The organism is Nostoc sp. ChiQUE01b, assembly GCF_034531255.1.
Taxonomy (GTDB): domain Bacteria; phylum Cyanobacteriota; class Cyanobacteriia; order Cyanobacteriales; family Nostocaceae; genus Nostoc.
This window is the reverse complement of the sequence record NZ_JAVRBM010000022.1, coordinates 60,627-73,849: the sequence shown is the minus strand read 5'-3', so window position 1 is coordinate 73,849 and position 13,223 is coordinate 60,627. Positions and strand designations below refer to the sequence as shown.

The window sequence follows — 13,223 nt, the reverse complement described above, 5'->3', positions numbered from 1 at the left end:
TAACCGAACTTTTTTAATGCCCAACTTATTCGATGCATAAGTCCTAAATTTGCGTTTGGACTGATACATCTATCTAAGGCATCACACAAGTATCTGCAAAGGGAATAACTTAATATATTTCTTGTCAGTTCAAATATTACGCGCACTTAATTGTAGAACGAGAACCACTGTAAATGCAACGCAGCTTCATCAAGTTGAATTCACTAACATTCTTACATGAACACAATACATCAAGGTCAGAGCAAAAAAACTGCTCTTATTACTGGGGCAGCCGGTGGAATTGGGTACGAATTAGCATGTATTTTTGCTGCTCATGATTACAATCTGGTCTTAGTAGACAGAAACGGGCCAAAGCTTGTAGAAATTGCAGTTACATTCCAAAAAGAATTTGGAATTTTTGTTAAAACTATTGTTAAGGATTTATCTATATCAACAGCTCCTGAAGAAATTTTCACGGAGTTGCAAAAAGTCAATATTAATGTTGATGTGCTGGTAAATAATGCCGGATTTGGTATTTATGGATTATTTCATCAAACAGACTTAGCTACTGAATTAGAAATGCTACAGGTCAATTTAGTGTGCCTCACCCATTTAACTAAGCTATTCGTGAAGCATATGGTAAAGCAAGGTGATGGTAAGATATTAAACGTCGCCTCGGCTGCTGCCTTTCAACCTGGGCCTTTGATGGCGGTTTATTTTGCTACTAAAGCTTATATTTTATCTTTTTCAGAAGCGATCGCTAATGAATTAGAAGGTACAGGTGTCACTGTGACAGTTCTTTGCCCAGGTTCAACAGAATCTGGCTTTCATGAAAGAACGGGAATGGCTGACTCTAAGTTGCTCAAAGGTAAGAAGATGATGGATGCACGAACAGTAGCCGAAATTGGTTTTCACGCCTTAATGAAGGGCAAAACCATTGTTATTCCTGGTTTTATCAATAAACTACTTGCAAAAAGCGTCAGATTTGTACCCAGAAAGCTGGTGACAAAAATTGTCAGAAATATGCAGGAAGATAAGTAATTTGTCATTTGTCATTTGTCATTTGTCCACAAAATCTCTCTTGTTTCACCCACGAGATGAGCTTAATCAACATCAATACTGCCAGCATTTTAAGTTCCAGCCAAAATTCGCTACAGCAACGGCAGCAACATAATTGTTAGTAGGTACTAGTTCAAAAAGACTCCAGTTTTCAGTTATCTGTAACTTGGCTGGTTCTGTGGGAGTTAACGACACTTCAACTTGCTCTAACTGGGATAGTCCGTCTCCAGTTGCTTTTAAATAAGCTTCCTTACAAGTCCAGTAACGGAAAAATACCTCTTGCTGTTGGTTGGGAGATAGCGATCGCAACATTTCATATTCTCTCGTTAAAAAGAACCGTTTGGCAAGAGCTTCTAAATCAGACATCGGGCGAATATATTCTAAGTCCACACCAATTTCGCTAGTACAATTCACCGCACACAAACCCAACCCTTGGGAATGAGACAAGTTAAACGCCAGTCCACTATCGGTAAATTTATCTGCTAATACTGGTTTGCCACGGCGTTGATAATTAAACTCCACTTGTCGGGGCTGGACATCCAAATAGCGACCTAATATAGTTCGGAGAATACCACGACCAGCGATGAAACGCTGCCGATGTTCCTGAAAATAGAACCGTTCAGCACGAGCTGTTTCGTCACTGGAAAGAGTTGCTGCTAAGTTTTGCAGATGTAGTTCTGGTTGGTCAAGGTCTATGCGCCAGACATGAATCTCATCCTGTAATAGAGTTAAATCTGTCGGTGCAGGTAGCCAGAGATGATGAGTAGCGGTCATTGAGTCAAAAAGTCAAGAAAGTTGTACTCTAGTAGTTTGTTTAATTATCACAAGTATTATGGGTGAATCTGGTTTGGTGCTTTAGCGCTACTATACTATGCGCTACACCAATGCGGTAAGCGTAGCCATGCCGTCAGGCTTATCGCTTTGCGGGTTCAACGCAGGATAACAGCTTTCTCGGCTATTATCTGGCAGCGTTGCAGTTAACCGCACTCGAACCATCACGCTCTTGCTATCTTAAATCTTTTCATCAAGCTTTAGTAAATTTGCAAAACAGGAACTATTTATATCTCGCCAAAAATTTCAATCCCCTTAAGGGTATATTGGTACAAAGATGGGCTGTAAACAGTTCGATTAAGAATAATCATCTCTCAACTTCTAGTCGCAATTAATAGTCAACAAATACTTAATTTAAAAAAACAAATATAAAACGCAATGCTTCACACGCTCAGGACGGGTGATTACCCTCACTGTTTATACAACTGCGTCTGTTTTTGATAAAATCTGCCAAAAGAGTTGTTAGATGTTAAGTCGGACTGTAAACATAACTACTTAATACTGAGTTAAAGTAGCTGTGATTGCTTTTGCTGACTAATATTGTAATTTCTTGCCCTACATGTACGTGGCCTGTTTATTACTCTAGATGTACTATCTTTAACTCAAGGTTAAATCTCCTGAAAGAGAATGCATTAAAACCCTTGACAGAGAATAACAAATTTTCTTTTAGCTACAACTTTAACTATGACAGTGGTTACTGAAAGGAACTTTGAAGAATGTCTGTAGGTGTTTTTTTACCAGTACCTAAGTTTTGTAAAGGTCAGATAGTAAGTTTTGTAGGTGGGGAAGGCGTTATAAAAAACTACCGATTTGAGTCAGGCATCTGGGAATATTTGGTGGAAATGCCTATGGGGCCAAAGCCAGAAATGGGTCGGGTTGGTTATGAAACCATGATTTGGCTATCTGAAGTAGATATCTCTTCACTGATAAATCATTTTTCTGGCAAATTGTTAAATCTGGAACAAAAAAACCTTGACAAAGCTTGTTAAAAACCTATTAGAACTACTTTTTTGCAAAACATAGTGAGGATGAATGATTACTATTTTGGAGTACCTTACCTTCTTTGTGCTGCTACTGACAGCGCTCGTATTAGCAATTAAGGAAATGAGCGTTGCTTTGGATGAAGTAGATATTGAGCGCTTTACACTCTGGACAGGTGTTGCTTCTGTTATTGCTGGTTTACCAATAATGTTGTGGTAGCTTCTAGGTCAATCCATCTTCTCTATTGCAATCGTTTATTTAGGATAAGTAGTTAAAACAAGCTACTCTGTTCACTTTTTTGGGCTTCCAAACAACACGAGTCCACAATTGATGTATCGGCATCTAAATGTAACAGAGGCTTAGACATTATAAGCTGATTCGAGAGCTACTTCAGATGCGATCGCCTCATCTATTTCTTGCTGATGAGTAGCATAGAAAGCGAGGGCTGCATTCACTTGAGTTTCAGTCAAATTGTATTGAGCAGCAATTTGCCCTGGCGATAATCCCCATTGTTGAGCGGCGATTGCCAAAGTCTGCATCCGCAAGCCAGTTCCATCCAGTATTGGTACTGCTAAACCACCAGCACCCCGACGGTAAGTAAGTTCAGTAAATTCATAGGAATTTTGGATTTTGGATTTTGCGAAAACGAATGACAAATGACAAATTACGAATTACGCTGTTTCTCCAACCATTCTAAAACCCGATTCCACGCCCACCAAGGGTCAGAATCTTGTAATTGGCGCTGGCACTCTTTACTACTCAAATAGCCAACATGCCCGCCGTACTGAGTGAGTAACAAATCTATTGCTGAATTGCGATCGCACGCATCTTCTAATTCCGGTATAATGGCTGGGTCAAAAAGTGGGTCATCAGCAGCATATAAAATCAAAGTCGGTTTCGAGATTTGCGGTAATACTTGTAAAGCACTACTAGCTTGGTAATATGCTTCCACAGAAGGAAAACCAAGTTGCTTAATTACCAATTCATTGTCAAAACCCCAAATGCTATTTGCCCGTTCAATCGCCGCTGGGTCAAGGCTTCCAGGATGGGCGTCATGGATTCGCCACGCCAGTTTTTTTAAATTTTGGGCAATCCCTGCTTCCAAATATTTACCGAAGGGCTTTGTAACCAGATAAGATAGCGATCGCTGTGAATCCAAACTCGGACAAATCACCATACTACCGCCAATATCGCTATCTTCTAATCCTAAATCTCCATGCTCCCTAATCACCTCACCAGCCACCTTCACCGCCCATAACGCCAATTGCCCTCCTAAAGAATACCCTGTAAACCAAAATTTCCCCGGACATCCCATTGCCTTAGCAGCAGCGGCGATGCGAACAAAATCTTCCCCCTCATACAAACCATCAGAAGTCAGAGTCGGCGACAATTCGGCGGTTTTGCCGTGGGCCCGCCAATCAAATAACACCAGAGCATATCCTTGAGCGTAAGCCTTACGTCCTAGCACTCTCAAAAACCATTCTGTTTTTAATTCTCCGGTAATGCCATAAGTACCGATAATTGTGCTGTGAGCGTTTTCTGGGATGGCAACCAAGCCAAAAATTGGCACACCTTGGCCACCAATGAAGATTTTTTCGTGATAAGACGGTTCTGGGTCTTGAACAGTAATTTCCCAGTAACGTTTTCCCCACAAAGCGGTGTATACAGTCATCGTCACACCGTTTTGTAAAAACCAAGACGGATTGTAGGGGGGAGTATAACACATCATAGACTATAAGATTTCGTGTAATTGAGTCTTGATTTCACAGTCATTTAATCTTAATATTTATGTAAGATTTAAAACCTTTTTCATAATCGATTCCAAAATCTTTGTATCTATCAAAGGTTGTTAATTATCCTTAATCAGTAGTAATAATTTTTTAAGAATGCCGAGGATTCTTGTCATAGACGATGACCCAGCGATTTCAGAACTAGTTGCCGTCAACTTGGAAATGGCTGGCTACGATGTTAGTCAAGCTGAAGACGGCATCAAAGGTCAAGCGCTGGCTCTCCAGCTACAACCAGACTTGATCATGCTCGATTTAATGTTGCCCAAGGTAGATGGGTTTACCGTTTGCCAACGTCTGCGCCGTGATGATCGCACCTCTGAGATTCCCGTGTTAATGCTGACGGCTTTGAGTCAAACTCAAGACAAGGTGGAAGGCTTCAATGCTGGCGCAGATGACTACCTCACCAAACCTTTTGAAGTTGAAGAACTGCTGGCGCGGGTGCGGGCACTTTTGCGGCGGACTGACCGGATTCCCCAAGCCGCAAAGCACAGTGAGATTCTCAACTATGGCTCCTTAACCCTCGTTCCCGAAAGATTTGAGGCAATATGGTTCAACGAGACGGTGAAATTGACTCACTTGGAATTTGAGTTACTTCACTGCTTATTGCAACGCCACGGTCAAACAGTTTCTCCCAGCGAAATCCTCAGAGAAGTTTGGGGCTACGATCCTGATGATGACATAGAAACGATTCGAGTCCATATTCGCCACTTGCGAACCAAGCTAGAACCAGATCCTCGCCATCCTCGCTATATCAAGACAGTGTATGGGGCTGGATACTGTCTTGAATTACCCGCTATACCTCCATCCAATGAAGGGGCTTCGGTAACAGTCGTTGAATGAAATCACCCAAGCAGTAGTGATTGTCTAAATTAATTAAGTGTAAGGTAGGGGCGCACAGCTAGCTAGCCGTGCGACCCTAAAAATTGTATGTGCATTACTTAACTCAAGCAGATGAAGTTTTTGGTCATGGGGATGGTGGGGCCCCCTCTGGGGATAAGGGGTAATGGGGAAGAATTACCAATGCCTAATGCTCCAAGCGACGGGGTGGCTATCCCTCTCCACCCACAAGGGGTTAGAGTTTCCCGCTACTATAAACTCTTAAAATTATAAATACTCTGCGTACCTCTGCGCTAACCTCCGCGTTCCTTTGCGTTTAAAAATATTCAAGAGCGTTTATTACGTAAAATTCGCTGGCTATTTTTGTCGCCCCGTCAGGCGATCGCGCTGTAGTGAAATAGCGCGATCTTTTCCCAAAGAACGTTTCTACTTATTTCCACACAATAAGCCAAACCGAACTAACCCGCGTTCATAACCGCGACGCATCAACCCTAGTGATAACGCCCCTTGAATAGTAGTCCAACCAGCATTGAGTAAGCCCCAAAGTGCTTGGGGAGTGAACGCCGAATCAATTACTACATTCCAAAAGGGGGCGACGGCGGTTGACCAATCGGCGGTACGAATATTGTTTAATGGAAGTTGACGGGCGATCGCTTCATACTCTGGTAAAGAAATCACATAAGGCAAACAATACACCCGATAAATATCCTGCAAATGCTTTTCTTCATCTGCCGTCAGTGGTAACTTATCAGTCGGTCGATGACACCAAGTCACCATAATTAACTTGCCACCAGGTTTCAATACCCGATAACACTCCTGGAGAAACTTAGTTTTATCTGGCATGTGTTCACCGCTTTCTAGCGACCAAACCAAATCAAAAGAATTATCAGCAAAAGGCATTGCTTGAGCATTGGCAACCTGAAACTGAGTTTTCAGACTCAAATTCGCTTCCGTTGCGCGTTCCGTTGCTCTGGCAGCTTGCACAGGACTCAGTGTAATCCCCGTAGCCTTAGCATTAAACTTTTGTGCCAGGTATAAAGAACTACCACCAATACCACAACCTACATCGAGGATATTTTCTGCTGCTTGTACACCCGCCCAATTAAGCAGTTCCTCAATTAAATCAATTTGCGCTTGCCGACGGTCTTTTTTCTCATTACCATCAGCCCCGTAGTAGCCGTGGTGCATGTGTTCCCCCCAAATCTGTTCCCACAGACCAGAGGAAGCATCGTAGAACTGCTGAATTTGCTGGTAAAGTGTTGCACTCATGAAAAAAGTAGTATTGAAACGAAGTAGAATTCAAAAAAAACATACAGGTAGGCTACCATGTATGTTTTTAATTAAATAAGGGTATTTTTACTTCCAGGGAAGGTAAACCGAGATTTATCCTCCTGGGAAAAATTTCTCAGTTTTACCTTAATAAACTGTTCTTGCTCGAATTTATACCAATAATCCCAAATATGGCTACAAATTCAAGTATGTGCCAACCCATATTAATCTAGCTTTCGTAATTTTTAATTTTGAATTAATTATGACCGTTTCTCGCACAGTTTGCCTGGGCTTTTTGGCTGTCATCACTATAGGAACCATCTTGCTGATGATGCCTTTGTCAACTAGCGATGGTACTTGGAACGACCCTATTGTGGCGCTGTTCACCTCGACATCCGCAGTTTGTGTTACTGGCTTATCAGTGGTTGATCCTGGTACTTATTTTTCTTTTTGGGGTCAGTTGTTTATGACACTGTTGGTTCAGATTGGCGGTTTGGGCTATATGACAAGCACTACCTTTCTGATTCTGCTAATTGGACGCAAGTTTGACCTGCGAGAAAAGGTAGCTATTCAACAAGCTTTAGACCGGCCAGGAATGAGTGGGAGTGCTCAAGTTATCCGTTCAATTATCGCCACAACTTTAATTTTTGAAATAACAGGAATATTTTTACTTCTACCAGCTTTTATTCCAAAATATGGATGGAGTCAAGGACTTTGGTTAGCGGTTTTTCATAGCGTTAATGCTTGGAATAATGCTGGTTTTAGTTTATTTAAAGATAACTTAATTGGCTATCAGTCTTCCTTGTTAGTAGTCTTCACCATTACCATGTTGATTATCTTTGGGGGAATTGGCTATCAGGTAATTTTGGAAATGTATCTTTGGTTGCGCGATCGCATTTTCCAAAAATCTCTTAAAAAACAATTATTATCACTTGATTTTAAAGTTGCAACCAGTACAACTATTATATTATTAGCAATAGGGACAATCGCCTTTTTCTGTATAGAAATCAGAAACCCTGAAACATTTGGTTATCTAAATTTCCGTGACCAGATATTAGTAGCTTGGTTTCAATCAGTTACTCCTAGAACTGCGGGTTTTAACACCATCGATATTGGCAAAATGACTACCGCTGGTCTATTTATTACAATTGCACTGATGTTTATTGGTGCAAGTCCCGGTGGTACAGGAGGAGGAATAAAAACAACAACTCTGAGAGTCTTGACCAGTTGTACCAAAACGATTCTCCAGGGAAAAGAAGAAGTTTTGTTGTATCAACGTAAGATAGCAATATCTTTAATCTTGAAAGCTGTGGGTGTGTTGGTAGGTTCAGTAGCAACCGTGATTTTAGCCACCATTCTAATTAGCCTCACAGATCCAAACTTAGATTTTATTCAAATTTTGTTTGAAGTGGTATCAGCGTTCGCTACCGTGGGTCTTTCTACAGGTATAACAGCAAGTATCTCCACAGCAGCGAAGCTGATATTAATTGTAACTATGTACGTTGGACGAGTAGGTATTTTACTGCTGATGTCTGCCGTACTAGGAGACCCCCGCCCTACCAGAATTCACTATCCTGAAGAAAATTTACTCGTGGGATAGTTAGAGAGAGGGAGTAGGGAGCAGGAGAAGCAGGAGGAGAATAACTAATGACAAATGACCAATGACGAATGACTAAACTGATAAAATATACATGCTAAGGCAAAAATAAAATTTTTAATTCAAGCGGTATAACCGTTTTTTGCCCTAAATACAGGGAGCCATTATAAGGATAAAAAGGGTGAATCTATCATCATTAAATTTTTTTCGCAGTTTACGTAAAGATAACCACCAATTTGCTGTAATTGGGTTAGGTCGTTTTGGTAGATCCGTCTGTTCCACACTGCACAATTTTGGTTATCAAGTGCTGGCAACAGATATTGATGAAAAACAAGTTTCACAAGCATTAACTGAGGGGATCGTAGGTCATGCTTTGCAACTAGACTCTACAGAACCAGCCGCACTCAAAGAAGCTGGAATTTTTGAATTTGATACTGTAATTGTAGCGATTGGCAACTACGTTCAAGAAAGTATCATAACCACCCTAAATGTAAAAGAGGCTGGTGTACCTCACGTAGTTGCTAAAGCTTCTAGTGAAGTTCACCGTAAACTGTTGCGGCGAGTAGGAGCAGATCATGTTGTTTTTCCTGAGTATGAAGCGGGTTGTGCCTTAGCGCGTACTCTTACCAAACCAGCAATCCTAGAGCGATTTGACCTCGACCCAGATAACAGTATTGTAGAGTTGATTGTGCCTGATGAATTTCACGGCAAAACTATCACTGAGCTTCAACTTCGTAACCGCTACGGTTTAAATTTGCTAGCAGTAAGCCAGGATGGGAAATTTCAAATTAATCCTGACGCTACTAAACGTTTAGAGCGTGGTTCAGCAATGGTTGTTATTGGTTGCAATAAAGATATTAATCGTTTGCCGATTTAAAAAAGTTAGGAGTTAGGAGTTATGCCTTGTGCAACTTTCACTCAAACCTAACCTCCAACCCCTTTTAATAGAGAATAGACTTATTGCATAAATCAAAAGTCCTCACCCTAAATTCCTCTCCCAAGCTTGGAAGAGGGACTTTGAAATTCGCTCCCCTTCTCCCAATTTTGGGAGAAGAGGCTGGTGGGGGATGAGGGCAAATTTTGCATTTTTGCAAATCGCCTTAACTCTGAGTTTTTTATTGTCCGGGACTTGTTGAAGTGGATTGTGGTTCAACTGAAACAGGCACATCACTAGGGTTTGCGGGCGTTTCTGGTTGATTTGGCGTCTGTGGTTCAGGTGTTTGTATTACATTACTGGTAGAATCTGAACTCTGAGAAGGAGTAGCTGTTTGACTGGCTTGAGGTTGCTGTTGCCCACTTTTCTGAGCAATTTGCTGCATTAGCTGCTCAATTTTCTCGGCTTGTTCAATGTTGCCTTGCTGGCGATATTCATTGTGAGCGCGTTTCAAGACTCCACTGGCTTTTTTGAGTTCGCCTTGATTATATAAAGTTACTCCCAAGTTATAGTAAGCTGAGGCATTTTTCGGATTTAGACGAATAGCTTGCCGATAAACAGAAATAGCCTCAGAAGCTTGACCATGCATTGCTAGCAAATTTGCCATGTTGCTGTAGGCTATGGCATTTTTAGGATCTAGCTTTAAAGCTTGGCGATAAGTGGCGATCGCAGGCTCTATTTGACCTTGTTGTTGCAAGGCGATCGCTAAGTTAAGATAAATATTGGCATTGCTGCTATCTAAATTAATTGCTTGCTGGTATGCAGCGATCGCTTCCTCTGACTTTCCTTGTTCATATAGCAACAAACCCAGATTATACAGCGCTGCTATCCTTGTGGAATCTATCACCAAGCTCTGGCGATAAGCCGTAATTGCTGCATCTTTTTCTCCTTGTCGGTGCAAGACTAACCCTAAGTTGTAATAAGCTTCGCTAAAATTGGGATTAACTTTTATCGCCTCTGTAAATTCTTGTAAAGCTACATCCAGGCGATTTTGCTCCATAAATATATTACCAAGATAATTCCGTGCTGCCCCAAGGTTAGGATCTCGCTGCAACGCTTGGCGAAAGGCATATTCTGCACCTTGTAAGTCTTGGCGGTTATAGCGCGTGACTCCCTGCTGGAAAAAGCTAGCTGCTTCGAGATCCTGAGAAATTGCGGTTTCTGCCAGCAGCTTGCTAACAGGGAAATTAGTAATTGTCGGTGCAGCCAAAATCAAAAATGCAGAACAGCCAGCGAGTGTCACCTGACAAAATAAATTTAACCAATGAGAAAATAGGTATTTTTCAGACATTAATAGCAGACCTGTACTTATTTTTAACTCCTCATAAGTCAGAGTACCCACCACGAAAGAAAAAATTCCAAATTCTTGTACAGACGCGATTAATCGCGTCTCCTAATTCTTGTACAGACGCGATTAATCGCGTCTCTACTCCAAACTCCCCACTCCCACAGCTGACGGCAAAATTAGCATGGCATCACCGAATGAATAAAAGCGATATCCAAAAGCGATCGCTTCGTTGTATATATTCAATAACCGTTGTCTGCCAATTAAGGCACTTACCAACATCAACAAACTAGAACGCGGTAAGTGAAAATTCGTAATCAAACCATCTACCACCCGCCATTGGTAGCCAGGATAAATAAATAAGTCTGTTTTTCCGCAAAACGGTTGTAAATTACCAGATTGAGCCGCCCCTTCTAAAGCCCGTACTGCCGTTGTTCCCACAGCAATAATTCGACCGCCAGCAGCTTTAGTGGCGCGGATTTGCTCTACTGTAGCTGCAGTAACTTCAATCCATTCTTCATGCATCTGATGGGTAGTTACGTCCTCTACTTCCACAGGGCGAAATGTGCCGACACCAACGTGTAGCGTCACAAAAGCTTGATTGATTTGGCGATCGCGCAACTGTTGTAATAATTCTGGGGTAAAGTGTAATCCTGCCGTCGGAGCTGCGATCGCTCCTGGCTGTTTAGCATAAACTGTCTGATACTGCTCATCAGCAGCTTCTGAGGTAGTGATGTACGGTGGTAACGGTACTTCACCAAATACCTCTAACAGCTGCACCAAAGTCTTTCCCTCTGGTACATCAAATTCCAACAAACGTCCCCCAGTTGCTGCGTCTGTTTCTAAAACCGTAGCCGTTAGCTGGGGACTGGGGACTGGGGAAGGTGGGGCCCCTGAAGGGGATAAGGGGTAATGGGGACTGGGGACTGGGGAAGAATCTTTATAATCCCCAATTCCTAATTGCCTTGGTTCAAAAACAATCTTCGCTCCCTGTTTAAAGCTTTTTCCTGGCTTAACTAAAGCTAGCCAACAGTTATGCTGCCGTTCTTCCAAAAGCAACACCTGGATTTTAGCACCAGTGGATTTATGGCCATAAAGCCGCGCTGGAATGACTCTTGTATTGTTCATAACCAACAAATCACCAGAGCGCAGCAGTGCAGGCAAATCATGGAAAATGTGGTGTAGGGGTGCTGTTTCAGTACCTGAAGTGGGAGAATCAACTACCAGTAACCGCGAACTATCTCTAGGAACTGCTGGATTTTGGGCAATGAGTTCTGGAGGTAGTTTGTAGTCATAGCCAGCTACCGAGCAATCTAATTCCAAATCTTTTTCTTGTGGGTTAGAACTATCTTTCAAATTGGCTTATACTAGTTTTTGCTTTATCTTAGTATTTATACTCGCTTAAAAAAGCTGGTTTAAGCTTTCTCTTCTAAAGGAACTTTAAAGCATCTTTGCTCAGTTTGGTCGCAAGGCTATAAGATTGTTACTATTAAGTAACACGGAAAAATTAACATAAAAATTGGGTAAACCTCCCCATCAAAAAACGGGGGCTTTTACCCTACCGGGAACAGGCACTGATTGACGAATATAGATATGTAGCATTGGCTTTGATCCCAAGCACCAACAAACATGGAATACTTGTACTATCTGGCAAATGCCAGTCTAACCCTGAGGGTCGTTCAACACCTCCACGCTAGACCCCAGACACCAGTTTCGTTCGTCACCGTAATTCATCAAATTGATGGCTGGGTGGTTAGGATCAAACTCAAAGGTCAAGTTTCGCCCCAAGAAGATGGCGACTTTCGCGCTTTTCTAAATGAACTAGGAATTAGCTACGAACCGCCAATGAGGGTGCAAATGGCACTTTGGAGTTTGGAAGCGGGACAGTGCCCTGTGGATGTGATGCGTCGTTATCAGGTAGCAATCGTTTCTCATGGTCGCCCAGAAAGAGACGAAATTGAAGCGTTCCGGCAACAGTTTGTCCGGGGCTTAGGTTATTGTCCAGAAACTTTGGCGTGATCCTATTTGGTTGTAACGCCACTACAAAATTATTGGTCATTGGTAATTAAGATATTTTATTGATTACCGATTAACCATTATCAATTGAAGAGTCGAAAGCTGCGGGGATGTATTCTTGCAGCTTAAACTTATATCCAGGTACTGATGAAGTAGCTAGAGCTTCCTGGTTTGCTGTAACCCCAGTCAGATTTTTTGATATCCTTTGACAGTAGACAATAGCAACATCAAATCTACAAGAATAATCTGCTTTCTCAGGGTACTGGGCTAAGAATATTCCAGCTGTCCGCCAGATTTTTGCTTGCTTTTGTGGGGTGATTGCACTTCTTCCCCCTGTATCCCAATTACCTGAACTACGGGTTTTGACTTCAACAAATGCCAATAATGAGTGCTGAGTGCTGAGTACTGAGTCCTGAGTACTGAGTCCTGAGTTAGAAATTCTCCCTACTGCCCCTCTGTTCCTCTGCTCCCCATCTCCTCCAAAATATTCAGCAATGATATCAATTTCCCCCCAGCGGCTAGAAAAGCGACGATGGAGAATTATCCAACCTGTAGATTGCAACCATTGGGCTACTAGGTCTTCTCCTAATGAACCAATATCTGGATAATGAGATGGAGGAAGGTTAGCCATTGACTAAAAATATC

The 13,223-nt window shown here is 42.0% G+C and carries 14 protein-coding genes; 7 read left to right on the top strand and 7 right to left on the bottom strand.

Features of this window, described 5'->3' with window-relative positions:
• Positions 1-216 precede the first annotated feature (216 nt).
• Positions 217-1,020 (top strand): SDR family oxidoreductase, encoded by an 804-nt coding sequence (locus RMY63_RS16710; protein WP_322729771.1) that lies wholly within the window; start codon positions 217-219, stop codon positions 1,018-1,020.
• A gap of 72 nt (positions 1,021-1,092) precedes the next feature.
• Here the strand turns inward: RMY63_RS16710 and hetI are convergent, their stop codons facing one another.
• Entirely contained in the window at positions 1,093-1,812 is a 720-nt protein-coding gene (gene hetI, locus RMY63_RS16705; RefSeq protein WP_322729770.1) for a 4'-phosphopantetheinyl transferase HetI, read from the bottom strand.
• Positions 1,813-2,585: 773 nt separating this feature from the next.
• Here hetI and RMY63_RS16700 point away from each other — a divergent pair.
• Positions 2,586-2,858 carry a hypothetical protein gene (locus RMY63_RS16700; protein WP_322729769.1) on the top strand — a complete coding sequence of 91 codons (273 nt, stop codon included), beginning with the start codon at positions 2,586-2,588 and terminating at the stop codon, positions 2,856-2,858.
• Between the two features lie 43 nt (positions 2,859-2,901).
• Positions 2,902-3,069, top strand: coding sequence for a hypothetical protein (locus RMY63_RS16695; protein WP_322729768.1), 168 nt, complete (start codon positions 2,902-2,904; stop codon positions 3,067-3,069).
• Positions 3,070-3,209: 140 nt separating this feature from the next.
• Here RMY63_RS16695 and RMY63_RS16690 read toward each other — a convergent pair whose 3' ends face one another.
• The gene (locus RMY63_RS16690; RefSeq protein ID WP_322729767.1) at positions 3,210-3,506 is read right to left on the bottom strand and encodes a DUF433 domain-containing protein; all 297 of its coding nucleotides are present in this window, start codon (positions 3,504-3,506) and stop codon (positions 3,210-3,212) included.
• Positions 3,507-3,514: 8 nt separating this feature from the next.
• A complete protein-coding gene (locus RMY63_RS16685) occupies positions 3,515-4,579 on the bottom strand; it encodes a YheT family hydrolase (protein WP_322729766.1) in 1,065 nt (354 codons plus the stop codon).
• Positions 4,580-4,736: 157 nt separating this feature from the next.
• On the opposite strand from RMY63_RS16685, the gene RMY63_RS16680 reads away from it, so the two are divergent.
• Positions 4,737-5,480, top strand: a complete 744-nt coding sequence (locus RMY63_RS16680) for a response regulator transcription factor (RefSeq protein WP_322729765.1) — start codon at positions 4,737-4,739, stop codon at positions 5,478-5,480.
• A gap of 423 nt (positions 5,481-5,903) precedes the next feature.
• Here the strand turns inward: RMY63_RS16680 and RMY63_RS16675 are convergent, their stop codons facing one another.
• Positions 5,904-6,746 (bottom strand): methyltransferase domain-containing protein, encoded by an 843-nt coding sequence (locus RMY63_RS16675; RefSeq protein WP_322729764.1) that lies wholly within the window; start codon positions 6,744-6,746, stop codon positions 5,904-5,906.
• 262 nt (positions 6,747-7,008) lie between these two features.
• Here RMY63_RS16675 and RMY63_RS16670 point away from each other — a divergent pair, with 262 nt between their 5' ends.
• Positions 7,009-8,346, top strand: a complete 1,338-nt coding sequence (locus RMY63_RS16670; RefSeq protein WP_322729763.1) for a TrkH family potassium uptake protein — start codon at positions 7,009-7,011, stop codon at positions 8,344-8,346.
• A gap of 178 nt (positions 8,347-8,524) precedes the next feature.
• Positions 8,525-9,220 carry a TrkA family potassium uptake protein gene (locus tag RMY63_RS16665; RefSeq protein ID WP_322729762.1) on the top strand — a complete coding sequence of 232 codons (696 nt, stop codon included), beginning with the start codon at positions 8,525-8,527 and terminating at the stop codon, positions 9,218-9,220.
• Between the two features lie 238 nt (positions 9,221-9,458).
• On the opposite strand, the gene RMY63_RS16660 is transcribed toward RMY63_RS16665, so the two are convergent.
• Together RMY63_RS16660 and queA are read right to left on the bottom strand one after the other, a co-directional pair.
• Positions 9,459-10,568 (bottom strand): tetratricopeptide repeat protein, encoded by a 1,110-nt coding sequence (locus RMY63_RS16660; protein ID WP_322729761.1) that lies wholly within the window; start codon positions 10,566-10,568, stop codon positions 9,459-9,461.
• 135 nt (positions 10,569-10,703) lie between these two features.
• Positions 10,704-11,918: a tRNA preQ1(34) S-adenosylmethionine ribosyltransferase-isomerase QueA gene (gene queA / locus RMY63_RS16655; RefSeq protein ID WP_322729760.1), complete on the bottom strand. Its 1,215-nt coding sequence runs from the start codon at positions 11,916-11,918 to the stop codon at positions 10,704-10,706.
• A 273-nt stretch (positions 11,919-12,191) separates the two neighbouring features.
• Here queA and RMY63_RS16650 point away from each other — a divergent pair, with 273 nt between their 5' ends.
• Positions 12,192-12,581 (top strand): hypothetical protein, encoded by a 390-nt coding sequence (locus RMY63_RS16650; RefSeq protein ID WP_322729759.1) that lies wholly within the window; start codon positions 12,192-12,194, stop codon positions 12,579-12,581.
• Between the two features lie 70 nt (positions 12,582-12,651).
• Here RMY63_RS16650 and RMY63_RS16645 read toward each other — a convergent pair whose 3' ends face one another.
• Entirely contained in the window at positions 12,652-13,209 is a 558-nt protein-coding gene (locus RMY63_RS16645) for a YraN family protein (RefSeq protein ID WP_322729758.1), read from the bottom strand.
• Positions 13,210-13,223: the final 14 nt, after the last annotated feature.